General features: G+C 45.5%; 24 protein-coding genes. 16 read left to right on the plus strand and 8 right to left on the minus strand.

Annotated elements, in window-relative coordinates; genetic code table 11:
• The 9 genes from secY to ETF27_RS03625 all read left to right on the plus strand — a co-directional run bounded on the left by secY (position 1) and on the right by ETF27_RS03625 (position 6,301).
• Positions 1-1,341 carry a preprotein translocase subunit SecY gene (secY, locus tag ETF27_RS03585; RefSeq protein WP_130830043.1) on the plus strand — a complete coding sequence of 447 codons (1,341 nt, stop codon included), beginning with the start codon at positions 1-3 and terminating at the stop codon, positions 1,339-1,341.
• A 208-nt stretch (positions 1,342-1,549) separates the two neighbouring features.
• Positions 1,550-1,768, plus strand: coding sequence for a translation initiation factor IF-1 (infA, locus tag ETF27_RS03590; RefSeq protein WP_130830042.1), 219 nt, complete (start codon positions 1,550-1,552; stop codon positions 1,766-1,768).
• A gap of 11 nt (positions 1,769-1,779) precedes the next feature.
• Positions 1,780-1,896 carry a 50S ribosomal protein L36 gene (gene rpmJ / locus ETF27_RS03595; RefSeq protein ID WP_004335771.1) on the plus strand — a complete coding sequence of 39 codons (117 nt, stop codon included), beginning with the start codon at positions 1,780-1,782 and terminating at the stop codon, positions 1,894-1,896.
• Between the two features lie 94 nt (positions 1,897-1,990).
• Complete coding sequence (gene rpsM, locus ETF27_RS03600) at positions 1,991-2,371, plus strand: 30S ribosomal protein S13 (protein WP_025067926.1); 381 nt, start codon at positions 1,991-1,993, stop codon at positions 2,369-2,371.
• Between the two features lie 74 nt (positions 2,372-2,445).
• Positions 2,446-2,835 carry a 30S ribosomal protein S11 gene (gene rpsK / locus ETF27_RS03605; protein ID WP_130830041.1) on the plus strand — a complete coding sequence of 130 codons (390 nt, stop codon included), beginning with the start codon at positions 2,446-2,448 and terminating at the stop codon, positions 2,833-2,835.
• A gap of 37 nt (positions 2,836-2,872) precedes the next feature.
• Entirely contained in the window at positions 2,873-3,481 is a 609-nt protein-coding gene (gene rpsD / locus ETF27_RS03610) for a 30S ribosomal protein S4 (protein WP_130830040.1), read from the plus strand.
• Positions 3,482-3,494: 13 nt separating this feature from the next.
• A complete protein-coding gene (locus ETF27_RS03615) occupies positions 3,495-4,493 on the plus strand; it encodes a DNA-directed RNA polymerase subunit alpha (RefSeq protein ID WP_130830039.1) in 999 nt (332 codons plus the stop codon).
• A gap of 80 nt (positions 4,494-4,573) precedes the next feature.
• On the plus strand, positions 4,574-5,059 hold the full coding sequence (rplQ, locus tag ETF27_RS03620; RefSeq protein WP_130830038.1) for a 50S ribosomal protein L17: 486 nt from the start codon (positions 4,574-4,576) through the stop codon (positions 5,057-5,059).
• Between the two features lie 408 nt (positions 5,060-5,467).
• Positions 5,468-6,301, plus strand: a complete 834-nt coding sequence (locus tag ETF27_RS03625) for a hypothetical protein (protein ID WP_130830037.1) — start codon at positions 5,468-5,470, stop codon at positions 6,299-6,301.
• Positions 6,302-6,332: 31 nt separating this feature from the next.
• Here the strand turns inward: ETF27_RS03625 and ETF27_RS11155 are convergent, their stop codons facing one another.
• The 5 genes from ETF27_RS11155 to ETF27_RS03640 all read right to left on the minus strand — a co-directional run bounded on the left by ETF27_RS11155 (position 6,333) and on the right by ETF27_RS03640 (position 14,774).
• A complete protein-coding gene (locus ETF27_RS11155) occupies positions 6,333-6,497 on the minus strand; it encodes a hypothetical protein (RefSeq protein ID WP_158635974.1) in 165 nt (54 codons plus the stop codon).
• 65 nt (positions 6,498-6,562) lie between these two features.
• Positions 6,563-8,404 carry a fimbrillin family protein gene (locus ETF27_RS03630; protein ID WP_147785504.1) on the minus strand — a complete coding sequence of 614 codons (1,842 nt, stop codon included), beginning with the start codon at positions 8,402-8,404 and terminating at the stop codon, positions 6,563-6,565.
• 58 nt (positions 8,405-8,462) lie between these two features.
• Positions 8,463-8,636 (minus strand): hypothetical protein, encoded by a 174-nt coding sequence (locus ETF27_RS11160; protein ID WP_158635975.1) that lies wholly within the window; start codon positions 8,634-8,636, stop codon positions 8,463-8,465.
• A gap of 869 nt (positions 8,637-9,505) precedes the next feature.
• The gene (locus ETF27_RS03635; protein ID WP_147785505.1) at positions 9,506-12,742 is read right to left on the minus strand and encodes a S41 family peptidase; all 3,237 of its coding nucleotides are present in this window, start codon (positions 12,740-12,742) and stop codon (positions 9,506-9,508) included.
• Between the two features lie 235 nt (positions 12,743-12,977).
• Positions 12,978-14,774 (minus strand): aminopeptidase P family protein, encoded by a 1,797-nt coding sequence (locus ETF27_RS03640; RefSeq protein ID WP_130830034.1) that lies wholly within the window; start codon positions 14,772-14,774, stop codon positions 12,978-12,980.
• 230 nt (positions 14,775-15,004) lie between these two features.
• Here ETF27_RS03640 and ETF27_RS03645 point away from each other — a divergent pair, with 230 nt between their 5' ends.
• The gene (locus ETF27_RS03645) at positions 15,005-15,997 is read left to right on the plus strand and encodes a malate dehydrogenase (RefSeq protein ID WP_130830033.1); all 993 of its coding nucleotides are present in this window, start codon (positions 15,005-15,007) and stop codon (positions 15,995-15,997) included.
• 283 nt (positions 15,998-16,280) lie between these two features.
• Here the strand turns inward: ETF27_RS03645 and ETF27_RS03650 are convergent, their stop codons facing one another.
• The 3 genes from ETF27_RS03650 to ETF27_RS03660 all read right to left on the minus strand — a co-directional run bounded on the left by ETF27_RS03650 (position 16,281) and on the right by ETF27_RS03660 (position 19,397).
• Positions 16,281-16,898: a septal ring lytic transglycosylase RlpA family protein gene (locus ETF27_RS03650; protein WP_130830032.1), complete on the minus strand. Its 618-nt coding sequence runs from the start codon at positions 16,896-16,898 to the stop codon at positions 16,281-16,283.
• A gap of 77 nt (positions 16,899-16,975) precedes the next feature.
• Positions 16,976-18,319: an NADP-specific glutamate dehydrogenase gene (gene gdhA, locus ETF27_RS03655; protein ID WP_147785506.1), complete on the minus strand. Its 1,344-nt coding sequence runs from the start codon at positions 18,317-18,319 to the stop codon at positions 16,976-16,978.
• A 367-nt stretch (positions 18,320-18,686) separates the two neighbouring features.
• Positions 18,687-19,397 carry an RDD family protein gene (locus ETF27_RS03660; RefSeq protein WP_130830030.1) on the minus strand — a complete coding sequence of 237 codons (711 nt, stop codon included), beginning with the start codon at positions 19,395-19,397 and terminating at the stop codon, positions 18,687-18,689.
• Positions 19,398-19,499: 102 nt separating this feature from the next.
• On the opposite strand from ETF27_RS03660, the gene ETF27_RS03665 reads away from it, so the two are divergent.
• The 6 genes from ETF27_RS03665 to ETF27_RS03690 are packed head-to-tail and all read left to right on the plus strand — an operon-like array spanning position 19,500 to position 25,663.
• Positions 19,500-20,480 carry a stage II sporulation protein M gene (locus tag ETF27_RS03665; RefSeq protein ID WP_130830029.1) on the plus strand — a complete coding sequence of 327 codons (981 nt, stop codon included), beginning with the start codon at positions 19,500-19,502 and terminating at the stop codon, positions 20,478-20,480.
• A complete protein-coding gene (locus ETF27_RS03670) occupies positions 20,446-21,423 on the plus strand; it encodes a hypothetical protein (protein ID WP_130830028.1) in 978 nt (325 codons plus the stop codon). Before ETF27_RS03665 ends, ETF27_RS03670 begins: the two co-directional genes overlap by 35 nt.
• Before the next feature lie 11 nt (positions 21,424-21,434).
• Entirely contained in the window at positions 21,435-22,046 is a 612-nt protein-coding gene (locus tag ETF27_RS03675) for a DUF4129 domain-containing protein (RefSeq protein WP_130830626.1), read from the plus strand.
• Entirely contained in the window at positions 22,043-23,305 is a 1,263-nt protein-coding gene (locus tag ETF27_RS03680; protein WP_130830027.1) for a DUF4350 domain-containing protein, read from the plus strand. The genes ETF27_RS03675 and ETF27_RS03680 overlap by 4 nt, the downstream gene beginning before the upstream one ends.
• Before the next feature lie 15 nt (positions 23,306-23,320).
• Positions 23,321-24,295 (plus strand): AAA family ATPase, encoded by a 975-nt coding sequence (locus ETF27_RS03685; protein ID WP_130830026.1) that lies wholly within the window; start codon positions 23,321-23,323, stop codon positions 24,293-24,295.
• A gap of 54 nt (positions 24,296-24,349) precedes the next feature.
• A complete protein-coding gene (locus ETF27_RS03690; RefSeq protein WP_130830025.1) occupies positions 24,350-25,663 on the plus strand; it encodes a DUF58 domain-containing protein in 1,314 nt (437 codons plus the stop codon).
• Positions 25,664-25,692: the final 29 nt, after the last annotated feature.

Raw genomic sequence — 25,692 nt, forward strand, 5'->3', positions numbered from 1 at the left:
ATGAAAAAGTTTATTGAGACACTGAAGAACTGTTGGAAGGTAGAGGATTTGCGTCAGCGACTTCTCATTACCATCCTCTTTACGGCAATTTACCGTTTTGGGTCGTTCATCGTACTCCCGGGTATCAACCCTGCGTTACTTGAAAAATTGCAGTCGCAGACAGCCGGCGGTCTTATGTCGCTGTTGGACATGTTCTCCGGTGGTGCATTCTCCCATGCTTCCATTTTTGCATTGGGAATCATGCCTTACATCTCAGCTTCCATTGTAATGCAGCTCCTTGCCGTCGCTGTACCTTATTTCCAAAAGATGCAGCGTGAAGGTGAAAGTGGACATAAGAAAATCAATTGGTACACTCGTGTCTTGACGATAATTATCTTATTCTTTCAGGCACCTGCGTACCTCATCAACTTGAAAACCCAAGCTGCCGGTGCTCTCGCATCAGGCGTTAGCTGGACGGCTTTCATTTTCTCTGCTTCCATTATTTTGGCAGCAGGTTCCATGTTCATCCTTTGGTTGGGAGAGCGTATCACCGATAAGGGTGTGGGAAATGGTATTTCGCTCATTATTATGGTGGGTATTATCGCACGTCTGCCCCAGGCTTTCATTCAGGAGGTCAGCAGCCGTTTCACCGCAATCACCAGTGGTGGTTTGGTAATGTTCATCGTTGAGCTTATCATCCTGTACGCCGTAATGTGCGCTGCAATTCTTCTCACCCAGGCAACTCGAAAAGTTCCGGTGCAATATGCCAAGCGCATTGTCGGGAATAAGCAATATGGAGGAGCTCGCCAGTATATTCCTTTGAAGCTCTTCGCTGCCAACGTTATGCCCATTATCTTCGCGCAAGCGTTGATGTTCATTCCTTTGGCAATTGTGCAGTATTCGACCGATAATGCGAGTCCGATTCTTCAATCATTGATGAACACCAAGAGTGTTCTGTATAATGTGATATATGTGATTTTAGTCATCGCATTTACCTATTTCTATACAGCTATTACTCTTAATCCTACACAGATGGCAGAGGACATGAAGCGCAACAATGGCTTCATTCCGGGAGTAAAGCCGGGAAAAGACACCGCAGACTATATCGATACCGTTATGTCGCGTATCACTTTCCCCGGATCGCTTTTCATAGCATTCATTGCTATTATGCCGGCTCTCGTAGGTTGGTTAAACGTTCAAGATGCTTTCGGACAGTTCTTTGGCGGTACCTCCCTTCTCATCCTTGTTGGTGTAGTCATTGATACACTTCAGCAGATAGAGTCGCATTTGATGATGCGTCACTATGATGGATTGTTGAATGCCGGACACACACGAGGCAATGGTGGTGTAGCTGCTTATTAAGTTTTTTCTTGATGAACTGATATACTTCCTTGAGCAGAAGATGAAATAAATCCATGTGGCTGATTACGTGTTTGGATTTTTCAGACACTAATCGCCACCGGGTTGTAGTTACCGCATCCATCTTTTTGAAAGCAATTCTCAATTCGAGTGAAACATTTTATCTTCATAAGTAAGAAGTTGAACATTTAGAAAGAAAAAGAATATAAGTATGGCAAAGCAAACTGCAATAGAGCAGGACGGAACAATAGTTGAAGCATTGTCAAATGCAATGTTTCGTGTTGAGTTGGAAAATGGTGTTGATATTACTGCCCATATTTCGGGCAAGATGAGAATGCACTACATCAAGATACTTCCCGGCGATAAGGTGAAAGTTGAGATGAGCCCCTATGACTTAACAAAAGGCAGAATAGTTTTCAGATACAAATAAATAGAATTAAAATGAAGACAAGAGCATCTTTAAAGAAGCGCACAGCCGACTGTAAAATAGTACGTAGAAAAGGTCGTCTGTTCGTTATTAACAAAAAGAACCCTAAGTTTAAACTGCGTCAGGGTTGAGTTAAAGAATCGTAAAAAGGTGATTGTGAATAAATTTATGGTTACCTTTGCATGCTTTTCATAGCAAAAACGTTTTATTAATTTATTACATTCAATGGCAATAAGAATTGTTGGAGTAGATTTGCCCCAAAATAAGCGTGGCGAAATCGCATTGACTTATATCTATGGTATAGGTCGAAGTAGTTCAGCAAAGATATTGGATAAAGCAGGTATCAATCGCGACCTGAAGGTTAGCGAGTGGTCTGACGACCAAGCTGCTAAAATCCGTGAAATTATCGGTGCTGAATTCAAGGTAGAAGGTGATCTCCGTTCCGAGATCCAAATGAACATCAAGCGCCTCATGGATATAGGTTGCTATCGTGGAGTTAGACATCGTAATGGTCTTCCGGTTCGTGGTCAGAGCACTAAGAATAATGCTCGTACCCGTAAAGGAAAGAAGAAGACTGTTGCTAATAAGAAGAAAGCTACTAAGTAATATTTAGTTCAAAGTCCTGAAATAAGCAAATCTCTTTTGTTTTTTCGGACTTCATGCTTAAACTAAAAGAAATTATGGCAAAGAAATCAGCAACATCTAAGAAAAGAAACGTAAAAGTTGACGCATTGGGTCAGCTTCATGTTCATAGTTCATTTAACAATATTATTGTATCTTTAGCAAACAATGAAGGTCAGGTTATATCTTGGTCTTCTGCCGGTAAGATGGGTTTCCGCGGTTCAAAGAAGAATACTCCTTACGCTGCTCAAATGGCAGCCGAGGACTGTGCGAAGGTTGCTTTCGACCTTGGTCTTCGTAAGGTTAAGGCTTACGTGAAAGGTCCGGGAAATGGTCGCGAGAGTGCTATCCGTGCCGTTAACGCCGCAGGTATTCAGATAACGGAGATTGTGGACGTAACACCTTTACCCCACAATGGCTGTCGTCCTCCCAAGCGTCGTCGCGTATAATCACATCTTATAACAATTAAAAGAAATTATATTAATTATGGCAAGATACATAGGTCCAAAATCCAGAATTGCGCGCCGTTTCGGTGAACCAATATTCGGTGCAGATAAAGTGTTGGCTAAGAGAAACTATCCTCCCGGGCAACACGGAAATAACCGTCGTCGCAAGGTTTCTGAGTATGGAGCACAGTTGGCAGAGAAGCAGAAAGCAAAATATACTTACGGTGTTCTTGAGCGTCAGTTCCGCAATATGTTCGAGCGTGCTGCAAAGGCAAGTGGAATTACCGGTGAGATATTGCTCCAAAATCTTGAGAGCCGTCTCGATAACGTAGTATATCGTCTTGGGATTGCTCCAACTCGTGCTGCTGCACGTCAGTTAGTGGGACACAAGCACATCATCGTGAATGGTAAAGTTGTAAACATTCCATCTTATTCTGTTCAACCCGGCGACATCGTTGGTGTTCGCGAGAAGGCAAAGTCTTTGGAGGTTATTGAAGCAGCATTGGCCGGCTTCAATCACAGCAAGTATCCTTGGATAGAGTGGGACGAAAACACCAAGAGTGGCAAGTTCCTCCACAAACCGGATCGAGCTGACATACCAGAGAATATTAAGGAGCAGTTAATCGTAGAGTTGTACTCTAAACAATAAAATCATTAAATTAATGGCGATATTAGCATTTCAAAAACCTGAAAAAGTTGTGATGCTGGAGGCTAATGACCAATTCGGAAAATTCGAATTTCGTCCCCTTGAGCCCGGCTTTGGTGTTACCATCGGTAACTCCTTGCGCCGCATTCTCCTTTCCTCTCTTGAAGGTTATGCCATCAACACCATTCGTATCGATGGTGTGGAGCATGAATTTTCTTCCGTACCGGGAGTGAAGGAGGACGTTACCAACATCATCTTGAATCTCAAACAAGTTCGATTCAAGCAAGTAGTAGAAGAATTCGAGAATGAGAAAGTTAGTATCACCGTTGAGAATTCTACAGAGTTCAAAGCAGGTGATATTGGTAAGTATCTTTCTGGATTTGAAGTGTTAAATCCGGATTTAGTGATTTGTCATTTAGATTCCAAGGCATCCATGCAGATGGATATCACCATCAACAAAGGACGCGGTTATGTGTTCTCTGAACAAAATCGTGAATTCTGCACCGATGTCAATGTGCTACCAATCGATTCCATCTATACTCCTATCCGTAACGTTAAATATTCAGTTGAGCCTTATCGTGTTGAACAAAAGACCGACTATGACAAACTGGTATTGGAAGTTACTACCGATGGTTCCATTCACCCCAAAGACGCGCTAAAGGAAGCTGCAAAAATTCTGATTTACCACTTCATGTTGTTCTCCGACGAGAAGATTACCCTTGAGAATCCCGAGCAGGAGACCAATCAAGAGTTTGATGAAGAAGTGTTGCACATGCGTCAGTTGTTAAAGACTAAACTCACTGATTCCACGCTTAATCTTAGCGTACGGGCACTTAATTGCCTGAAAGCTGCCGATGTGGAGACGTTGGGCGATTTGGTTCAATACAACAAGACCGACCTTCTTAAGTTCCGTAACTTTGGTAAGAAATCGCTTTCAGAGCTTGATGATTTGCTTGAGAGTCTGAATCTATCGTTTGGAACCGACATTTCAAGATACAAATTGGATAAAGAATAAGTTTGAAGAAGTTGATTGTAGGACTTTTGCTCCTCCAATTTTTCTCCCTCTTTTCTTTACCTCAACAATTAAAACAAAAAATGAGACACAATAAAAAGTTCAATCATTTAGGTCGTACTGCCGACCATCGCAATGCCATGTTGGCAAATATGGCTATTTCCTTGCTTCGGCACAAAAGAATCACTACGACCGTTGCCAAGGCAAAAGCCTTGAAGAAATATGTAGAACCCCTTATCACGCGTGCCAAGAACGACACGACCAACTCTCGTCGCGTTGTCTTCCGTTACCTTCAGGACAAGAAAATCGTAACAGAATTGTTTAAAGAAATTTCTGTTAAGGTGGGCGATCGTCCCGGTGGCTATACTCGCGTTATTAAGTTGGGTGCACGTCAAGGCGATGCAGCTGAAATGGCATTCATCGAATTGGTTGATTACGATGAGAATATGGCAAAACAGCCTAAGGCCGAAGTTAAGAAGACACGTCGTAGTCGTCGTTCTTCAAAGAAGGCAGAACCGACGGTTGATAACACTGAATCGACTGAGGCTAAAGAGGCTTCCGCTGAATAAATTAATTCTTTTTCTCTTCTAAATATCAGTCCTTGGCAAACTCTTGTCAGGGACTTTTTTTATTTCAGGTGGTGGTAAACAGAAGCTTGACAGCGAGCATCCGACCTGCCCGACACCATGAAATTACATTACAAAAAACTATGTTGGGAACATGCTTCGTAATCTGTTGATAATCAGGATGATATTAATTGCAATTTAAAAGCTTGGCTTTTGCATTCCAATTCATGACCTTTTGCAGTGCAAAAGGTAAGCTTTTGGAAAGTGAGAGCTAAGCTTTGGATGGAGGAATGAAGAAAAATTGGGACACTGTTGGGCTGTTTAGGGAAAATCCTTTTATTAATAGGGATTTTATTTGCATTTATTTGTTTTATTCTTTCTATCTTTGCTACAAATTAAAAAATATAGCGTATGAAAAATAGTGCCATCATTGCCATAGCGTCTTTATTTCTTTTTGGTTCTTGTAGCACTTATACCGGTTCCGGTGCTCTTGACGGTGCCTACCTTGGAAGCATTTTGGGCAGTGCGATTGGAGGCATATCCAATGGAGCACGTGGGTCTGATGTAGGAACGATTATTGGAATGGCGGGAGGAGCTGTTATTGGTGCTTCCATTGCCGCTCAAAAAGAGCAACAAGACCGTGGGCAGCTGCATGAACGTTACGAGCAGATACAACGCAATAAAGCCGAAGGCATGAATCCCTATGCCGCCACAAGCCCTTCATTGGATAATTCCAATTGCGAGCAAAGTGGATTTGATGCCACGAACTCCGGCGACGACAGAATTTATGATTTCACGAATAGCGAATATACCGGCGATTACAGTGCTGTCCCACCCACGTCGGTCATTCCTTCCGAATCAAGTGTTGAAGACTTGGTGCGTGCCTATCAGTATGCCCCTCATATCGAAATCCGAAATGCCCGTTTCGTTGATGACAACGAGGATGGTGTCTTGTCGGCCGGAGAAATGGGCAAACTGATTTTTGAAATCATGAATAGGGGAGAGGAGACTCTCTTTGATGTTCAGCCCTCTGTTCTTGAAACCACCAATAACAAATACATCTATATCAGTCCGTCCATTCATGTCGAAAGCATTGCACCCGGAGATGGCGTTCGTTATACGGCACTTGTCAAAGCCGACAAGCGTCTAAAGTCCGGCACGGCTACTTTTGCCGTTACCGTCTTACAAGGACAGCGAAGCATCAGTAAAGTAACAGAATTCAATATTCAAACTCGGAAGAGGTAGGTTGGGTCTCCTATTTTCTTCGCAGGAAATTTCAGGCAGTGGATTTATTACCACTGCCTTTTTTGTCCCTATGGTGGATAAGATTATCCAATCGCTGGATATGTGTTGCCAACAAATGAATAAGGTTTGTCCCTGCGGTGGATAAGGTTTGCCCCTCGTTGGATATCCGTTCCTCCTCTGTTGATGGGAATGCCATGATAAAAAAGAGAGATGCACCTTTCGGCACATCTCCCAAGAGTAATTATCATATTAATACTATGCTTAGAAAGCAATGAACGGACGAACAGTAAACATTGGTCTGGTCTTGTGATAGTTGGTCTCATCGAAACCGGATACTGCCGTACCATCATCAGCGAGGTTAAACGATGTAGGTCTGCCGTATCTACCGAATGCGAGGTAGAATGGGACAGCTTTGGTATCGTTACCATCTGTACTTACTGCGTAAATCTTTCCTGCCGTCAGGTTATAACCAACCTTGCGGTCTGTCAAGTTCAAGTCGGCATTGGTCAGTTTGTAGCAAAGAGCCAATTCTGCTGTGGCGTACATCGTCGCATCCTCAAAGTTGGACTCATAGCGGTCTGTGACACTTGGCCGGTGATCTGCTCCGAGGAATCCCTCCTTGAAGTTATTCTGGAGACATTTTGCCCACTGTGCCCAACTTGGAACGAACCATTTTGAGCAGCCTGCCGGTACGACCATCTTGCGGGTGTTGGTACCATCGTCGCAAGGAGAGTTCTGCTCATGGAAGTAGGTTGCCGTTAGATAGAACAAAGGATAATTTTTACTTTCAGCTTTGATGATATTGGCATTTACTATGTTACCACCTTCCCCTACGTAACCAAGAGGGCTGTAGGTATAGTCATAGCCGTTATAATCCTGCTTGGGGTCGGATGCGTTTGTTTCAAGAGGATGGTTGTCGTATCTTGTTGTTGAAGGACCCCATGCGTTCACGTAGTTGGTGCCCTGTTCCAACTCTGTCAGAGCGATGGCGATGTGCTTCAATGGATTGCCGTTCTCGTCAACTGCATTTCCGGCAAAGTCTTCTGCATCTGCTTGTGGAACTACCCATGCGATAGGCCATCCCGGGTGTGATGGGTCTTTTGCGCCGGCGTTGTTGTTGCCGTAGTATTCGTCGATAGTTGCTGAGACACCGTCGCTGAAGAGGTAGGTGTTGATGTTGCGCTCCGGGGTGATGTTGTTGAAGTGCATCATGTGACCGTATAGCTCATCCGAGCCTGTATTGAACTTCACCGCATTGCTGCTTGATTTTTTGGTTCTGCCATAGGTCTTCTTATATGTTTTACCGTTCTCGAGCAAAATCTGGATGGTCATCGTCTGAGCAATGTAAATTTCGGTTTGGAACGTCTTGAAGTAGATGTCGGGAGTCTTCCCATCGGCACCGACAGTCATGTTTTCAGGCTCGATGGTCAAGTAACCGATATAGCTATCATCTGAACCCACTGAGCCGGAATTGTCCACTGTTGCCTTGGTTTTGAAATTCTCGCCTGAAACGAGTATCTTCATAATTTTCTGATCTTTGTCTTCTGCGTTCAATTGCGCAACGAAATGAACGGTATTGGTCAGCTTCTGAAGCTTGGTATAATACTTTGGAGCTTGAGACTCACCTTTGGAAACATTCACTTTGCCCCACATGTAGTCAACGTCTTTCAAGCCTTCTCTTGTGCCTTTCTGATGGTCGATGTCGATCACGAGCTTGGAGCCTGCTAATTCATAATCCTTTGCCGGATACATCACCATTCCGCTGGTTTCTGTGGCTGTGCCTGCGAAAACAGCTTTGTCGTCAGTCATCCTCACAATGCTGAAATCTGTAGGTGTGGAAGTGAAGCTGCTGCCATAGTATTTCATCTTGTCGGTTGATTCCCACTTGCAGATGAAGTTCTTGCCGTCGGGAGTGTAGGTAACACGTGTGCCTTTGGCGTTGGCTGTGGCATTGTCGTCGGTTGGATAAGTTGCCGTAAGCTCTATTTTGCGTGCGTTCTGCTCGCCGTTTTCTCCCGTAACTGCATCGTCGCTGCTACAAGCTCCCATTGCCAATGATGCGATGGCAAGAGAGGCCATATATAAATATTTGTTCTTTTTCATAATGAAATTCTTGATTTTTTTAAATAGTTGTTCACTTATCATATTGACAATGATGTGTTTACCAGTCTCCTTTGGGAGCATCGGTACCGTCCTCACCCGGGACTTCTGTTGGCTTGTCTTCTGGTTTTACGGGACCTGACCCTGCCAATAATGATTGGTTTTCAAGCATCAATGCAACCATTTCCGGTTTTACATAATGCTGTTTTTCATTTTTTTCTGTAATTTTGACCATGATGAATATAATGTTATAAATTTATAATTATCACAAGATTTATTCCCTTGCGTAAGCTTTTGATTTTGTTTGGTAATTATATATGGGGCTTATTGTATTTATACTGCTGCAAAGTTCTTTCTTTTTTTTATTAACGAAATAATTTCCGGTATTTTTTACATTATTTGTTCCATCTTTCCTTTTTGTCACTCGCTTTTTACGGTTGTCTTTTCCCGTGATGCGAGAACCGGACGACTCTGAAAAAGGCTGTGTGATAATTCTTGAACGACCGTTTTACGACTGACCCCGTTTGACTGCAATTTTGACTGAGTCATTTGTTTTAAATATATTAGTACAATCAATTAGCTTCTTTTGATTCCGAATAAGTCTTTTCTCAGGTATGCCCGAAAGCCATTCTATAGGAATCGACTTCGCTATCTCTCAAGTCCGGCTTGCAGAATATTAAAGTCAGTTTTATCCTATTTTCTATTGAAATTGGTGCAAAACTATAAATTTCTTTCCAATAAGTACACATTTACCCCCCCCATTTAACATTATTTAAAGTCAATGAACATAAATTCAATATAAGAGAAAGTATTTGGCAGTGTCCCTAAGATGCACCCACAAGGCAGTAGAATTTCTTTGCAATATGTATCCACCGATTGGCAAACCTTATCTACCATCGGGACAAACACAAGGTTTGTCCCGACGGAGAAATGGAATTGCCACGGTTGGCAAGGGAAGAATCACGATGAACAGAATTTCCCCGTGTGTGGTCGAGCAGAGACGAACAACGAATGGAAGGGAATGACTTTTCATCGTGAAGTCGGGAGCCGGCATGACAAAAGAAATTTATATCTCCGACACCTGTTTGTCTTACGATGGAATGATTATTTCTTCATCATTTCCTCGACGGCACGAACGAGCTGGCGGTCGTAGCCGTTAAGATAGTCTTCCGGTGTGTTGTACACCTCGATGTCGGGATTGAGCTGTTTGTTCTCGGCGAACTTACCATCCATTCCCTGACAGCCTACTTGCGGAATGCCGAACACCATTCCATTGATGAGCGTCTCCCACCATACGGCAGTCATGGTTCCTGCCACGGGCGTACCCACGAGTTTACCGATTCCCAAGTTCTGATAAATCTGTGGGAAACCATGTCCGTTGCTGTAATCATCCTCGCAAATCAGGACGCATGATGGTTTGTTCCACTTGTTGAAGGGGTCGGTTCCAATCAGTTTTCCATGTGGGATGAATTTCTGATATTCCTTTCCGCTGAGCAATGTGCAGAGGTCGTCGTGCAGCCATCCGCCACCGTTGTGGCGTTCATCGACAATCACGGCATCCTTTGCCCTGTTTTCGGCATTGAGCAGTTCGCTGTAAACCGTTCGAAAGCTCGGGCTGTTCATGCCCTTCACGTGTACATAGGCAATGCGCCCCCCTGAGATGCTATCCACGAAAGCACGGTTGCGATCCACCCAACGCTTGTAGAGCAGTTCTTGTTCCGCGCCTTTGCTGATGGCTTTTACAGTTACGTCGAAACGCTTTTTCGTGTTTGGGTTGAATACCGATACTCGAATGGGTTTTCCTACCTTTCCATCGAGCATATAGTTGTAATCCTTACCTTTGAGAATGGGCTCTCCGTCGATTTTCTCAATCACGCAACCGGCTGTTACCCCTGTTTTCTTAACGGCAAAGGGACCTCGTTTGATTACCTCCTCGATTTTCAGTCCGTCGCCATTGTAATTTTCATCATAGAACAATCCCAAGCGAGCGGTGTAGAGACTCGGACCATCGGGACTAAAACGCGCTCCGGTGTGAGAAGCATTCAATTCGCCAAGGAGTTCGCTAAGCATATCTCGGAAATCGTAGTTGTTGTTGATATGCGGCAAGAATCGCTCGTAAATCTTCCGATAGCCTGCCCAATCCACACCATGTAAATCTTCCACGTAGAACTTGTCAGTCACTTGTTGCCAGATATGGTCGAAGATGTAAGCACGTTCCTCATACGGCTTGTAGTCGAACCGAGCTTCAAAAGGCACGTTGCTCACGGAGTTCTTTGTCAAATCCACCTTTTTTATGTTGCGACGCGAACAGAGGTAAAGGTTCTTGAACTTCTTGTCGGCCTCCAATGCCCCTCTTCCCACATCCTTCAATACAATCTGCGTCTTATTCTCTTTCAAGTCGTGTTTCCAAAGGTCGTAACCCCCTTCGAACGATGCCTGATAATAAAGCGTGTCGCCTCCGGGACTTAATGCTGCATCGCCCAAATGAGAGGAATTGACCGTTAGTCGAACAATTCGGTCGCGACAATTTTCCAAGTCGAACTCTAAGGGCTTCACCTCATTTTTCTTCTTGTTCTTGTCGGCGTCTTTCCCTTTCTTCTTTCCCTTTGCCTTCTCTTTCTCTTTGGTTTCGGCTTCTGTTTTCTTCTTATCCTTTTCCAGTTGGTCGGCAAGTTCCCTTTCCTCCTTCGTCATGCAAAAACGCTCGTATGCATCAAGGTCGAAGAACATCAGGTAAACATCCGCCTCTGCTCCCCAACTGCCATGACTGCGATAGCCGGCGCGGTCGCTGAAGAAGAGCATTGCCTTTCCGCCCAAAGCCCATTTAGCCGATTCGTCGTTGTAGCCACTCTGTGTGAGGTTAAAAGGCTTTTTCTTTCCGGTGGCATCCACCAATGATACATCGGAGTTGTTCCAGCCTGCATTTCCCATATAGGGAACCAACAGCCAGCGACTGTCGGGACTCCAAGAGAACCAAATGTCGCCATCACTGTAAGAATACAAATCCTTTCCATCGGTAACGGCAATCACGTTCTTTGTCTTTACATCCATTACTTTCAGGGAAGCACGATTTTCAAAGAAGGCAATTTTTTTGCCATCAGGACTGTATTGAGGCATTTGCGAGGTTTGGTTGGTGTTGGTCATGCGTTCCTCTACCAAGTCCGTGGCGTAAGTAAAGTTCTTTTCGCCACTGTTCTTTATCTTCGTTTGATAAATCTGCCAAATACCGTTTCTCTCTGCTCCGTAAACAATGCTCTTTCCATCCGGCGAGATGTCGATATCGCGTTCCTGTTCCGGCGTGTTGGTAATCTGTTTCGTAGTCTTGTAATCCACCGATGTTACATACACATCGCCATGCAGCACGAAAGCGATTTCCTTTCCGTTGGGCGACACCTTGATTTCCGTTGCTCCCGAGGTGCGCAACTGGCGATTGAGCTGTTGATCGATTTGGTCGGTAACAATGCTGATATTTACCTTTCGCGGCTGTTCACCATCGGTCACGGTGTAAATCTCGCCATCGTAACCATAACACAACGTACCATTGTTGGCGATGGTAAGGAATCGCACCGGATTCTTCACGTGATGCGTGATTTGTACCTTTCCGGAGCCATCGATATTGCGTTTATACACATTGAAAGTTCCGTCTTCCTCACTCAGGTAATAATAGCTGTCGCCACTGTTTGCCCAAACCGGTGTGCGGTCTTCTCCGTTGAAATCTGTCAGTTTGGTATATTTCCCTTTGCTGTACATCCAGATATCACGAGCAATCGGCGAACGATGGTGTTTTCTGAAATTATCCTCATACCCTTTTTGGTCGTGATAGAGTATGTCCCCATTCGTTCTTACGCACACATCAAGCATGGGCATCGGCGAGAAGAGACGAGGTCGGCTGCCCTCAATACTCACCTCGTAAGTTTGTGGGAAAGAACCCGAAGCAAATAATATTGATTTTGCCGTGGGCATGAGCGAGGAAGAGAAAAGTACGGTGTTGTTGTCTTTGAACGCCATGGGAATTTCATCTCCGCTATTCGTAGTCAGGCGTGTGGGCGCACCTCCCTCTTTTGACATCAGGTACACATCCAAACTTCCTTCCCGCGATGACGCGAAAGCAATCTTTTGTCCGTCGGGACTCCAAACAGGATAAGCGTCATAAGCCGGATTGGTGGTAAGTTGGCGAGCAGCACCTCCACCAACGGGAACGGTGAAGATGTCGCCTTTGTAAGAGAATGCGATCGTCTGCCCATCGGGAGAGATGGCACTGAATCGCATCCACAAAGGACTGTTTCCTGCCATTGCAGAAAGAGAAAGTCCTAAAAGAACTGCTGTTAATATTTTTTTCATTGTCATTAAATTTATCTTTTGCAAAAATAAAGAAAAATATCGACACTCTTGACATTCCTCCCAATTATTCTTTGAGAGATGCACATATTCAATTTGTTGCAACGATTCGCAACGGAAGAATACAACGGCAGAATGGGTTAAGAAATATCTTTAACCTCAACCGACCATTAGAAACCACTTTAGTTCTTTTTTTGTTACTTATGCCCGATTTGGATTTAATTCCGGCTGTTTATTTTCACTTTCTTTCGACAGGTTGTGTGGCGTTTTTTAGCCACGTCTGCTCCTCATTGGTTAAATAAGGTGAAAGCTCGCGATAGACCCTTTCGTGATAGCTGTTCAGCCAGTGCACTTCTTCCGCTGTCAGCATATTGAAATCAATGGGAGTAGTGTCAATGGGGGCGAGCGTTAAAGCATCGAAACCAAGAAAATCTCCGAATGTGGTTTGCCGATGAGGCTGAATAAGCATCGTGTTTTCTATGCGCACTCCAAATTTCCCTTCCAAATATATTCCCGGTTCGTTTGTAACGGTCATTCCCGGAAGTAAAGGCGCAGCCACCCATTCCATTCTTATTTGGTGAGGTCCTTCATGAACATTGAGAAAACTCCCCACGCCGTGCCCCGTGCCGTGCATGAAGTTGTAACCCTCGCGCCACATGGCTTGTCGGGCAAAGGCATCGAGCTGCGAACCACAAACACCGGTAGGGAATTTACACAATGCCAACTGTATATGCCCTTTCAGCACAAGTGTGTAAATCTTTCGCTGTTCCTCACTAACCGGTCCGAGTGCGATTGTCCGGGTGATGTCTGTCGTGCCATCAACATACTGCGCGCCACTGTCAATCAACACAAGTCCTCGAGGCTCAACGAGCCTGTCGGTTTTAGGCGTTGCTTCGTAATGCACGATGGCACCATGCGCTTCATATCCCACGATGGTATCAAACGAAATTCCCTCATACAAAGCTTGTTCTGAACGCAACGAGGTGAGCTTTTCGCCCAGTGTTATTTCGGTTTGTCCTCCTGCCTCTACCGCAGGTCTGAGCCATTTCAGAAACTTTACCATTGCCACTCCATCGCGCAACATGGCATTGCGAAAGCCCCTTATCTCTGTTTCGTTTTTAACGGCTTTCATGGTAGGAATGGGCAACTTCCCGATGATGCTTCTTGCGTTGAAAGCCACCGTGAATAAACGCTCGTTCAGTGCATCCGAATCCAACAGCAACGCAATGTCCGTACATTGAGCCAGTGCGATTGGAATTTGTTCATAAGGTGCTGTTTCCACCCCTTCCGACAACAAATAGCGGTTTATCTCCGGCGAGATTTTCTCCATATCGGTATAGAGCACCGCCTTTTGTTTGAGAATAAAGAGATAAGCCACGAACACCGGATTGCAATGCACATCGGAACCTCTGAGATTCAGTGTCCATGCCACATCGTCGAGGGCGGAAACGATTGTGCCCTCGGCTTGTTGTTCGGATAACGCCTTGCGGATGCGTCTCAGCTTGGAAGAACACGTCTCGCCCGCATATTGCAAAGGGTGCAAGAAGATTTTATTTTTCGGACGCAGCGGACGGTGGTTCCAAATTTCAGCCAAAGGGTCGAAATCGGTCTGCAAAGTGAAATCACCCAATTTCTTCAAAGCTTTTCTCAAGTCTTCGGCAACCGAATGTGAACACACCCATCCGTCAATCCCAATCTTTTTGCAAGTATCTTTCTTCAGTTCTTTTGCGAGCCATTCGCTGACAGAAGGTGTTGTCGCGATTCGCTCTTTCATCAATACGAATTCTGTTTCCGCCAGCTGTTCGGCAGCTGCTATAAAGTAGCGAGAGTCGGTCCATAAGGCTGCGCTCGTCATTGTTACGACGGCAGTTCCCGCGGAGCCATCAAATCCTGAAATCCATTCCCTTCCTTTCCAATGGTCGGGGACGTATTCGCCTTGATGAGGATCGGTACTCGGAAAGACAAAGGCGGCAAACCCTTTCCTTCGCATTACTCTGCGCAAAGCCGTTAAACGCGCATTGATTTCGGTTTTCATGTTCAGTAGTTTTTCTCATGGCAAAGATACGCATATTCTCTGATACATCCCCATTTTTCAAATCTTACTTCACGATTATTTGCTATCCCCGGATGGCAAACAAAGTAGTTTTAGAATAAATAACAAATAAGACGAGAAAAAATGCGGATGTTTACTCAATTTTTAGTAAATTTGCGGATAAAAATAATAGAGGGTAATTTAGTATTTCAATTTAATATAAGTAAACTATTATGTCATTTTTAACAAACGAGAAACTTGTTATCGTCGGTGCAGGCGGTATGATTGGTTCAAACATGGCTCAGAGCGTTCTCACGCTTGGTCTCACTCCCAACGTGTGTCTTTATGATATCTACGAACCGGGACTTCACGGTGTAGCTAACGAAATAGCTCAATGTGGCTTTCCGGGTGCCAACATCACTTGGACAACCAATCCCGAAGAGGCATTCACCGGTGCCAAATACATCATCTCGTCAGGCGGCGCACCTCGCAAGGAGGGTATGACTCGCGAAGATTTGTTGAAAGGCAACTGCAAGATTGCCGCAGAATTCGGTGAGAATATTAAGAAATATTGTCCGGAGGTTAAATTTGTTGTCGTTATCTTCAACCCGGCTGATGTTACGGCACTCACGGCACTCATCCATTCCGGTTTGAAACCCAACCAGCTCACCTCTTTGGCTGCTCTCGACTCCACTCGTCTGCAACAAGCGCTGGCATTGGAGTTTGGTGTTCAGCAAGACAAAGTTACGGGTGCGCACACCTATGGCGGTCACGGCGAACAGATGGCAGTATTTGCATCGCAGGTTAAAATTGATGGCAAGCCACTGACGGAAATGAATTTGGCAGCCGATCGTTGGGAAAGCATCAAACACAGCACGGTACAGGGTGGTTCCACCATTATTAAACTGCGCGGACGTAGCTCCTTCCAAAGCCCGGCTCACAATGCGGTGAAGATGATAGAGGCTGCCATGGGTGGCGAGAAGTTCACGTTGCCTGCCGGTTGCTATGTGAACAACGATGAACTCGGCTTCCACAACGTAATGATGGCGATGCCGACGACAATTGACACCACCGGAGTTCACTATGAGCTACCAAAGGGTACAGATGAGGAAATGGCTTCGCTCAAGGCTTCTTACAACCACCTCTGCAAAATGCGTGAAGAGATTGTTAGTTTGGGTATCATCCCCGCTGTGGCTGAATGGAAGAAAGATAACAATAATCTCTGATTTGGGACATTGCTTCTTGACGATGAGAAGCAACCATAAAGAAAGGCATATCGAGAAGTCGATATGCCTTTCTTCTTGTCAAATTGAACCGGTTTGCCATCGCCGTAAGTGCATTATGGAAAATGTCAGGGACAGAGAAGAAGGGCACTGATAAACATTGGGCTGTGATTCTCGTCTTGAAAGTTTAGCTTTTAGAACGAGAAAGCATGGAGGTTGAAATCAGGTGTGGGGAATTGTCTGCCCCAAGATAAGAAAATTTGTGAAAAAGCAAGAAATCTCGCGCTTACTCAAACAGCCCCGTTACGCCTTCTTTTACTTTCTTGAAGAAGTTTGTCCAGCTCTTTGATTTAGATTCCTTTTGCGGTTGTTGATTTTGCTTGGTGGGGTGTTGTCTTTTTCGTGTTATCTTCTTGGGCTGCTCCAACTTGTTGTTTTCCTTCCATTCCGGGATGAATTCATAGCAGACACCCGCCAAACCGTATTCTATCTCCGGCACATGAATGATGTTTGGATTGGCAGCGTAGGGCACTTCTGTTTCCTTCTCCAGTCTTTCAACCTTGATGTAAGCCACGCCACTCGAAATCATGCCAATTTCTTTTGCCGCAGCATACGAGAGATCAACCACCCTTCCTCTGACAAATGGACCGCGATCGGTAACGCGCACCACTACTGAACGTCCGTTCTTGGTATTGGTAACTTTGAGTTTTGTACCGAAAGGTAGGGAGCGATGTGCGCAAGTGAAGTCGTCGCGGTTATAACGTTCGCCATTGCTCATCTTGCGTCCGTGCAGATTGTTGCTATAATAAGAGGCTTTACCACTCGTCTGTGCGTTGCACAATGACGAGATGGTAAAGCCTGCAAATGATGTTAATACTATTAGGAGGATTCTGATTTTCTTCATATTCAAAAGTTTTGTTCTGTTTCCTCCCTGTATTGTCGTCGCCACTTGTTTAGCTTGTGGCTGACGGAGAAAACCTATTAGATAATGCCTTGCTCAAGCATAGCCTGCGCAACCTTCATGAAGCCTGCGATGTTGGCACCTTTCACGTAGTCAACGCTACCATCCGGCTGTGTACCGAACTTAACGCACTGCTCGTGGATGCTTTGCATTATCCAGTGGAGTTTTTCGTTTACTTCTTCAGGAGCCCAATTGAGGTGAGCTGCGTTCTGAGTCATTTCAAGACCGGAAGTAGCAACACCACCTGCGTTTACAGCCTTGCCCGGTGCGAAGAGGATGCCGTTCTTTTGGAAGAAGTGGATGGCACCCGGTTGGCAACCCATGTTGGAAACCTCGCAGCAGCACCAACAACCATTAGCTTTCAGCTCCTTAGCGTCGTCTTCGCTCAGCTCGTTCTGGAATGCACATGGCAGAGCGATGTCGCAAGGAATGCTCCATGCTTTCTTGCCAGCTGTGAACTTAGCCTTGCCCGGGAACTTAGTAGCCATGTCTTCTACCTTGTTGCGGTTGGAAGAACGCATTTCGAGCATGTAGTCATTCATCTCGGCTGTCATTCCGTCAGGGATTTCGCAAACACCGTCAGGACCTGAGATAGCGATTACCTTACCGCCCAATTCTGTTGCTTTCTTTGAAGCACCCCAAGCCACGTTACCGAAGCCGGAGATAGCGATTTTCTTACCCTTGATGTCTTTGCCGGCTTTCTTGAGGAGGTGCTCTGTGAAGTAGAGTGCACCGAACCCTGTAGCTTCAGGACGGAAGAAAGAACCACCCCAGGTGAGACCTTTACCGGTGAGCACGCCCGTGTGGTATTGGCGTGTGAGTTTCTGATACATACCGTTCATGAAACCGATTTCGCGACCACCAACGCCTACGTCGCCGGCAGGGATATCCTGATCGGGACCGATATTGTGTTTGAGCTCGAGCATGAATGCTTGGCAGAAACGCATGATTTCAGCTTCAGACTTGCCTACCGGGTCGAAGTCGGAACCACCTTTACCACCGCCCATGGGCAATGTTGTCAGCGCGTTCTTGAAGGTCTGCTCGAAACCGAGGAACTTCAACATTGAAGGTGTAACAGCTTTGTGGAAACGAAGACCACCCTTGTACGGACCGATTGCGCTGTTGAACTGTACGCGATAGCCGAGGTTAGTCTGTACTTCGCCCTTATCGTCAATCCATGTAACGCGGAACGTGAAGATACGTTCAGGCTCTACCATTCTTTCGATGATTTTAGCCTTCTCGAATTCGGGATGCTGATTGTAAACTTCCTCGATAGATTCGAGAACCTCTTGCACTGCCTGCAAGTACTCAGACTCACCTGGATGCTTCTGCTCCAGAGCTTTCATAATTTTAACAACTTCCATAGTAATTGTAACTTTAAATGTTTATGTTAGTGTTAGTTTGTCAAATGATACCGCAAATTTATCCAAATTAAATCAAAACACCAAAGAAAATCGTGTCTTTTTCTTCCCATCGCCAACAATATGTAATTTATTGATGCCAATTGGCTCAAGCTGTATTTTGCAAAAGAATAAAAAAAATATCAGTTTTGCAACTAAAAAGCATGAATGCAAGTGTTTATTTTGTATTTTTGTCGAAATTTAAGCCTTGGTAATTGCAGAAGTGCTTTTATGTGAAATATTTAATTTTCCTGACGAAAGTACGCATTTTAAAATTTTAATCAACTCTTTTAGCAAAGTGTCTAATCTATATCAATATAATAGGTAGGTGTCACACGATTTCCAGCGAGTAGTGCTGATAGTCCCTTACTATTGTGTAGAGGAATTTTTCCGCACTCGTTTTGTCATAGGAAATCCCGAGCATACTGTGTACTTTCTCGGCCAATAATTCTATTCTGTTGTTGCGTTCTTGCCCATAGTCAGAGTTGAGGGCTCGTTGGATGACGTCAATCTGCTTGAGAGTGAGGTCCTCTGCTTGCGGATAAACTGGCATATAGTTGCGCTCCAGATAAGAGAACTCGTCGAGCGAGACCTGCAATTGCCGGTAATTGTTCAGCTTGATGACCATCGTGCCTGCGGCGAGGTCGCCTAACCGTTGGCTGTTCTTGGTGAGGAGGATGGCTAATGCGCCCACTCCCATCATGTCAATGTCGATGATTTGCAACAGCCAACGCATGAAATAGTCGCCTATGGTGGGTGTGCTGCCATCTATTTTCACCACTTTAATATGCATGATCATCTTGCCGAGGCTCTGTCCGTTGTTGAAGAGCTCGAAGAGAAACGAATAGAGGATTGCCGGAAGAAAAACAAAGATGTAATAGCGGTTAATAGTGATGGCCTGTTCCATCAGCAGAATTATTCCAATGGCATAGGCAACCACTATGATGGCGTCTATTCCTCTTGCCACAAGGCGTGTCCCGATGCTGGCTGCGGTTTGATTGATGCGAACGTATTGTCCCGTAATGATATTGGATTCAGGCATGATCGTAGTCAAAAGAATTTCTGTTTTCTGTTGCAAATATAAGAATAAATCTGTACTTTTGCTGCTAAACTAAAGTAAAAGTACGGTCAGACCTCTAATTTCATGAAAGAGATATTGTTCATCCGGAATAACATTGACAAGTGGAGAGCTACGGAAAGCGTTGTGGAAAAAGCCACGAACGATTCACCGGACCACCTTGCCGATGTCTATACCGACCTGACGGCTGACCTTGCCTTTGCACAAACCCACTATCCCAACTCACGAATCACGGCTTATTTGAACAACCTTGCCTCGGCCTTGCACAACGAGATATATCGGAACAAGCGCGAGAAGTGGACAAGATTGATCACTTTCTGGTCGCAAGAAGTGCCCGATGTGATGTGGAACGAACGGCGGTTGCTCCTGATTTCCTTCCTGATTTTCGCCGTAAGTGACTTTGTCGGAGTGGTTTCAACGGTCGGCGACAGTGATTTCCCCCGTCTTATCATGGGCGATGCCTATATGGACATGACGATGGAGAACATCAAGGCTGGACATCCGATGGGTGTTTATGGTTTGTCTCCCTCGGATTCCATGTTCTGGCAAATCACCTTCAATAATATAATGGTGTCGTTCAATATCTTCGTGTCAGGTCTGCTCACAAGTTTCATTCCTGGATTGATACTCTTTCAGAATGGTTTGATGATCGGTTGCTTCGATACTTTCTTCTATCAACAGGGGCTTCTTGGCGAAAGCCTCATGGCAACCATGCTTCATGGCACGCTTGAGCTGTCGTCCATCATAGTGGCTGGTGCCGCTGGCTTGGCAATGGGTAATGGATGGCTCTTCCCTGGTACGTATTCCCGTCTTGAGAGCTTCAAGTGTGGTGCACGGCGAGGCATGAAAATAGTGGCTGGGACAGTACCTTTGTTTATCATAGCAGGATTCATTGAGAGTTTTCTCACACGGCATACAGACATGGGCGACGAGCTTCGGCTGACCATCATAGCCCTTTCGGCGATATTTGTCGTATTTTATTTTATTTATTTACCTTATAAACGTAATCACAATGCAGATAGAACGCCCCAAAATTCAACTCTATAAAGTTCGCTCTTTCGGCGATAAGTTTTCAGATACTTTCGACTTTCTCAAGGAAAACAGCAAATTATGGTTGAAAGGATGTTTGTATCTGCTCCTTCCTCTTAGCCTGTTGCAAGCGTTTTCGCTGAATTATTTGACCTCCATCTTTTCGGATATGGCAGTCAATGAGGCGGTAAACATAGGGGATTCCCTTGTCGTAAAACTAATCATATCTTATGTTTCTTATTTCATCTTTATCTTGATAGGAAGCATTCTCTTGGCGGCTTTTACCTATGCGATGATGCGTCATTACCACGAAAATGACGAACGACTGCGAGGGGTCACACTGAAAGACCTCAAACCGAAAATCATTAAGGCTGCCAAGCGTTCCCTCATTATGGGTTTAACTTTGGGAACGATTGTGTTGTTGTTATATGCGGTGTTTGGTTTGATAGTCTATCTTACGGAATGGTGGGGGATTCTCTTACTGCTTGTTTTGCTGGTTGTGGTCGCTATCGTACCCCTGTCATTGGCATACCCTATTTATATCTTCGAGGACAGTCAGACAGTGTTCAACTCTCTTAGGCAAAGCATAAGGCTAACGGCGCATCATTTTTGGGCTATCTTGGGCTTTTTGCTTGTGTTGAATATCCTTGCGAATGTCATTCAGGGGTGTTTCATGCTGCCATGGTACATCATGTTCTTGGTAAAAGCCTTGTTTGTGGTAAGCGACAATGAGAATCCCATAGTCAATTCATCCATCTTCAGCTTCGCTCTCTACCTTTTTGCTGTGATTCAGACTTTCGGAATGTATCTCTCAATGTCACTGAACACAATTGGCCTGGGCTATCAGTACGGTAGCTTGGCTGAGGAAATGGACGATGTCTCGGTAGATGAGGACATACAACGCTTTGAGGAAATGTCTGCCAAAAGCAAGGAAATAGATAATTTTGAGGACTTAGTCTAACTGCTTTGCCAATGCTCTCACAGCTCAAGGACACCCTAACGTGCGACAGTTCACTACTTCATCAGTTTCAGTCTGATGAGGCTTACAACTATGCTCGTGAGCTTGAAGCACCAGACAGCAGCTTGTTTGGATGGATTCTTCAGCAGATAAGCCGTTTCCTCGATGATGTGTTCTCCATCAAGTCCGATGGTGACGTGCGGATTTTGCTCTACATTCTTGTGGCGTTGACCCTGTTGGGCGTGGTAGGATATTTGCTCTGGCGCTACAAACCGGCCCTTTTCAGAACAGAAGGACGGTCGTCGAAAAATGCTTTCGAGGAGAACAACATCTACGGCATTGACTTTGAGGCGGAGTTTGATAAGGCACGGCGACTCAATGATTACAATCGGTGTGTGTGTATCGTCTATTTGCAGACGCTTCGCTGGTTGGCCGATAATCATCGCATAAACTGGCAGATATACAAGACCCCGACACAATACACCAAGGAATTCCTTTTGCCTGCTTTCGTTCGTTTCACGAATCTCTTTATGCGAGTTCGCTATGGAAATTATCAGGCTGACGGTGCCCAAGTGGCTTTGATGTTGGAGTTGCAGAAAGAAATAACGGAAGGAGGGCAACCATGAACCGTAAGTTTGTTTTGGGCGTTTTGGCTTTCCTTGTGTTTGTGTTTGTCCTCCAATGGAATGCTCCCAGCAAGTTTGTCTGGCAACCCACCTACCTTCACACCGACCGTCAGCCCTTTGGTTGTGCCGTATTCGACTCGCTGGTGCAGAGTTCACTATCTCAAGACTATTCTGTTACCAACAAAACCTTGCCCCAACTGCTGTCAGAAGGTAAACAACCTCGTGCAATAATGGTAAATGCCATCAACTTCACACCGACCGTAACAGATTTGAAAGCTATGAAACAGCTGCTTCGCAGAGGAAATAAAATCATGTTGGTGGTGCACGACTATAGACCAGAGAGCAGGTGTGTAGATGTAATTCCTGTCTGGATTGACAGTTATGGTACCTTCAGCCCACGTATGGTGCAAATCAGTCTGCAGCAGATGGGCGATCCGATGGATACCCTTTGGTGGGCGGACCAAAAACCTTATCAGAAACGAATGTTCCGTGTTTACTATCCATTGATGAGTGGTGGCTTTGAATACAGAAAAAGAATAGAGTGTGACACCTTGCTGCAATACAGGAAGCTGGATATCGAACTTGCCGACACGCAGGCCATACAGCCTACAACCGAGGGTTGGCAACCAAAGATAATCTCCATGCGCATAGGCAAGGGTACGCTTTTGCTTAATGCTGTCCCGCAGTTGTTCACCAATTACGGGATACTTGATAAGGATATCAATCCGTTGATTTTTCGAACCATATCACAGTTTGGCAACATGGAGGTGGTGAGGACGCAGGCCTATCTGCCGAAATCGTCCAGCGGATCAAACTCTCCGTTGAGCTATTTCTTAGAGAAGGAGCCACTCCGATGGGCTGTCTATCTTGCTCTCTTCGGACTCCTGCTTTTCTTTGTCTTCACGGCACGTCGTCGCCAGCGTGTCATCCCCGTTGTCACACCACCAGAAAACAAATCGCTTGAGTTTGTGAGACTCATCGGAACCCTCTATCATCAGCACCACGACAATCGCGACATCCTGACAAAGAAGTGTAATTACTTTGCCGAAACCATCCGTCGCAGTATCATGGCCGACATCATGGCCGATGAAGAGCAGCGCGAAACGGTGACGCTGATAACCAACCACACAGGGCTGACCCGTCAGGAAGTGGAAAATACCTTACTGAAAATAAGAAAGCTGAAAGATGCCGCCAAGACATCAGACTCCGAACTGAAAGAGCTTGTTGACGCTATGGACAAAATATTGAACCAATTATAAATGCAATAGAAAATTATGGAAGAGAATACAGTTGAACGAACCGACCTGACCGTTTTCAGTGGCAAGATTGCTGAGGTACATCAGCAGATAGGCAATGTGATTGTAGGACAGCAACAGGCTGTTGATCTCATACTGACAGCAATCCTCGCCGATGGACATGTGCTCATTGAGGGTGTGCCAGGTGTCGCAAAAACACTGCTGGCACGTCTGGTCTCAAAATTGATTGATGCCCGTTTCTCGCGCATTCAATTCACGCCCGACCTGATGCCGAGTGATGTTCTCGGAACAACAGTGTTCAACATGCAGACCTCACAGTTCGATTTCCACGAGGGACCGGTTTTCTCGCAACTTGTTTTGGTGGATGAAATCAACCGCGCCCCAGCCAAGACACAGGCCGCCCTCTTCGAGGTGATGGAGGAACGACAGGTCACCATCGACGGCACGACAAGGCAGATGGGCGACCTATATACAATCATTGCTACGCAGAATCCTGTCGAACAAGAAGGTACATATCGCCTTCCCGAAGCGCAGCTCGACCGTTTCTTGTTTAAAGTGACGATGGATTATCCTTCTTTGGAGGACGAAATAAACATATTGAAGCGTCATCAGGCCAAACGAAACCTCGTCCGCCTTGAAGGTGTGCGGCCTGTTCTCTCCATCGATGAATTGCTTGGCATGCGCAAGATGCTTGAGAAAGTCTATGTCGAAGAGAGTCTCATTGGCTACATTGCCTCCATTGTTCAGCGGTCGCGCACCTCAAAGGCAGTCTATCTCGGAGCGAGCCCCCGTGCGTCGGTGGCCATTCTCAACGCCTCCAAGGCCTATGCTCTTCTCAATGGCCGCGACTTCGTTGCGCCAGACGACATCAAGTTTGTAGCGCCGAGTGTACTTCAGCACCGTCTCATGCTCACCGCTGAGGCGGAGATGGAAGGCTACACACCGCTGAAGGTTGCCCAGCGGCTGATAGAGAAGGTGGAAGTGCCCAAGTAAGGAACGAAAAATTTCCCAATTCTTTTAACTCTTCATCATCAGAAAAGATTATCAATGTACCTATCTCGAAGGTTTTACATCTTGTTGACGGCCAATGCTCTGATTATCGGACTTGGTTTTGCTTTTCCTCTGTTGTTCACGATAGGGAAAGGATTGTTGTGCGCTTTTCTGGCAATTTTGTTGACCGATGCTGTGCTACTCTATTATAAAAAGGCCGTTAAAGCAACGCGTGAGTGTGCCGACCGCCTGTCAAATGGCGATGACAACAAAGTGGTAATCAAGGTTGAGAGTGCCTATCCGTTTATGATTAGGACGACGGTCATCGATGAGACACCCGCAGTCTTTCAGCGCAGAGACGTGGAATACCGTCTCGTCATCCCCGCACATGCTGTCCGCCGACTTACCTACACGTTGCGCCCTGTCAGACGGGGAGAATATGACTTCGGCAAGATACGTATCTTTGCGCATACCATGCTGGGGTTAGTGGAGCGCCGATACACAGAGGGCGAGGACAAAAATGTGAAAGTCTATCCTTCCTATCTCATGCTGAACCATTACGAACTGTTGGCCATGAGCAACAACCTCACTGATATGGGCATCAAACGCATCCGTCGTGTGGGCAACAACACTGAGTTCGAGCAGATAAAGGAGTATGTGAAAGGCGACGAATACCGTTCCATCAATTGGAAGGCCAGTGCCCGTCGTAATCAATTGATGGTGAATGTCTATCAAGAGGAACGGTCGCAACAGGTCTATTCGGTGATAGACAAAGGACGCGTCATGCAGCAAGCGTTCAATGGTATGACGCTTTTGGACTATAGTATCAATGCGTCGCTGGTGCTTTCCTATGTTGCCATTCACCGGGAGGACAAGGCCGGACTGATAACCTTCTCCGATGAGCTCGACACATTGCTCACCCCGTCTCGCCGTCCGGGGCAAATGCAGCACATTCTCGGTGCTCTCTACAATCAGCGGACCAATTTCAGCGAGACCGACTTCAGCAATCTTTGTGTAAATGTGAACAAACAAATCAGCAAACGGAGCCTACTGGTTCTCTACACCAACTTTTCGGGAATGTCGGCCCTGCAGAGGCAGTTGTCTTACCTGAAGATGCTCAGCCGACGCCATCGCCTGCTGGTGGTTTTCTTTGAGGATTCGGAATTGAACGACTTTATAAAGTCCGACAAACGCACCACGGAGGATTATTACCAGCATGTCATAGCTGAGAAATTCGCCTACGAGAAACGTCTCATTGTCACAAAACTCCAACAGCATGGCATCCTAAGTCTGCTGACAAGGCCCGAAGCGCTCAGCATAGATGTCATTAATAAGTACCTGGAATTGAAGCAAAGACAAATGCTGACGTAAAAATCCCAATAAATAAGGATTGCGATTGT

Origin of the sequence: Prevotella brunnea (assembly GCF_008016795.1) — a bacterium.
GTDB classification, from domain to species: domain Bacteria; phylum Bacteroidota; class Bacteroidia; order Bacteroidales; family Bacteroidaceae; genus Prevotella; species Prevotella brunnea.

Excerpts from the sequence above, each read along its gene's own strand:
- secY (WP_130830043.1), top strand. The coding sequence starts at position 1 with ATGAAAAAGTTTATTGAGACACTGAAGAACTGTTGGAAGGTAGAGGAT.
- infA (WP_130830042.1), top strand. The coding sequence starts at position 1,550 with ATGGCAAAGCAAACTGCAATAGAGCAGGACGGAACAATAGTTGAAGCA.
- rpmJ (WP_004335771.1), top strand. The coding sequence starts at position 1,780 with ATGAAGACAAGAGCATCTTTAAAGAAGCGCACAGCCGACTGTAAAATA.
- rpsM (WP_025067926.1), top strand. The coding sequence starts at position 1,991 with ATGGCAATAAGAATTGTTGGAGTAGATTTGCCCCAAAATAAGCGTGGC.
- rpsK (WP_130830041.1), top strand. The coding sequence starts at position 2,446 with ATGGCAAAGAAATCAGCAACATCTAAGAAAAGAAACGTAAAAGTTGAC.
- rpsD (WP_130830040.1), top strand. The coding sequence starts at position 2,873 with ATGGCAAGATACATAGGTCCAAAATCCAGAATTGCGCGCCGTTTCGGT.
- ETF27_RS03615 (WP_130830039.1), top strand. The coding sequence starts at position 3,495 with ATGGCGATATTAGCATTTCAAAAACCTGAAAAAGTTGTGATGCTGGAG.
- rplQ (WP_130830038.1), top strand. The coding sequence starts at position 4,574 with ATGAGACACAATAAAAAGTTCAATCATTTAGGTCGTACTGCCGACCAT.
- ETF27_RS03625 (WP_130830037.1), top strand. The coding sequence starts at position 5,468 with ATGAAAAATAGTGCCATCATTGCCATAGCGTCTTTATTTCTTTTTGGT.
- ETF27_RS11155 (WP_158635974.1), bottom strand. The coding sequence starts at position 6,497 with ATGGCATTCCCATCAACAGAGGAGGAACGGATATCCAACGAGGGGCAA.
- ETF27_RS03630 (WP_147785504.1), bottom strand. The coding sequence starts at position 8,404 with ATGAAAAAGAACAAATATTTATATATGGCCTCTCTTGCCATCGCATCA.
- ETF27_RS11160 (WP_158635975.1), bottom strand. The coding sequence starts at position 8,636 with ATGGTCAAAATTACAGAAAAAAATGAAAAACAGCATTATGTAAAACCG.
- ETF27_RS03635 (WP_147785505.1), bottom strand. The coding sequence starts at position 12,742 with ATGAAAAAAATATTAACAGCAGTTCTTTTAGGACTTTCTCTTTCTGCA.
- ETF27_RS03640 (WP_130830034.1), bottom strand. The coding sequence starts at position 14,774 with ATGAAAACCGAAATCAATGCGCGTTTAACGGCTTTGCGCAGAGTAATG.
- ETF27_RS03645 (WP_130830033.1), top strand. The coding sequence starts at position 15,005 with ATGTCATTTTTAACAAACGAGAAACTTGTTATCGTCGGTGCAGGCGGT.
- ETF27_RS03650 (WP_130830032.1), bottom strand. The coding sequence starts at position 16,898 with ATGAAGAAAATCAGAATCCTCCTAATAGTATTAACATCATTTGCAGGC.
- gdhA (WP_147785506.1), bottom strand. The coding sequence starts at position 18,319 with ATGGAAGTTGTTAAAATTATGAAAGCTCTGGAGCAGAAGCATCCAGGT.
- ETF27_RS03660 (WP_130830030.1), bottom strand. The coding sequence starts at position 19,397 with ATGCCTGAATCCAATATCATTACGGGACAATACGTTCGCATCAATCAA.
- ETF27_RS03665 (WP_130830029.1), top strand. The coding sequence starts at position 19,500 with ATGAAAGAGATATTGTTCATCCGGAATAACATTGACAAGTGGAGAGCT.
- ETF27_RS03670 (WP_130830028.1), top strand. The coding sequence starts at position 20,446 with ATGCAGATAGAACGCCCCAAAATTCAACTCTATAAAGTTCGCTCTTTC.
- ETF27_RS03675 (WP_130830626.1), top strand. The coding sequence starts at position 21,435 with ATGCTCTCACAGCTCAAGGACACCCTAACGTGCGACAGTTCACTACTT.
- ETF27_RS03680 (WP_130830027.1), top strand. The coding sequence starts at position 22,043 with ATGAACCGTAAGTTTGTTTTGGGCGTTTTGGCTTTCCTTGTGTTTGTG.
- ETF27_RS03685 (WP_130830026.1), top strand. The coding sequence starts at position 23,321 with ATGGAAGAGAATACAGTTGAACGAACCGACCTGACCGTTTTCAGTGGC.
- ETF27_RS03690 (WP_130830025.1), top strand. The coding sequence starts at position 24,350 with ATGTACCTATCTCGAAGGTTTTACATCTTGTTGACGGCCAATGCTCTG.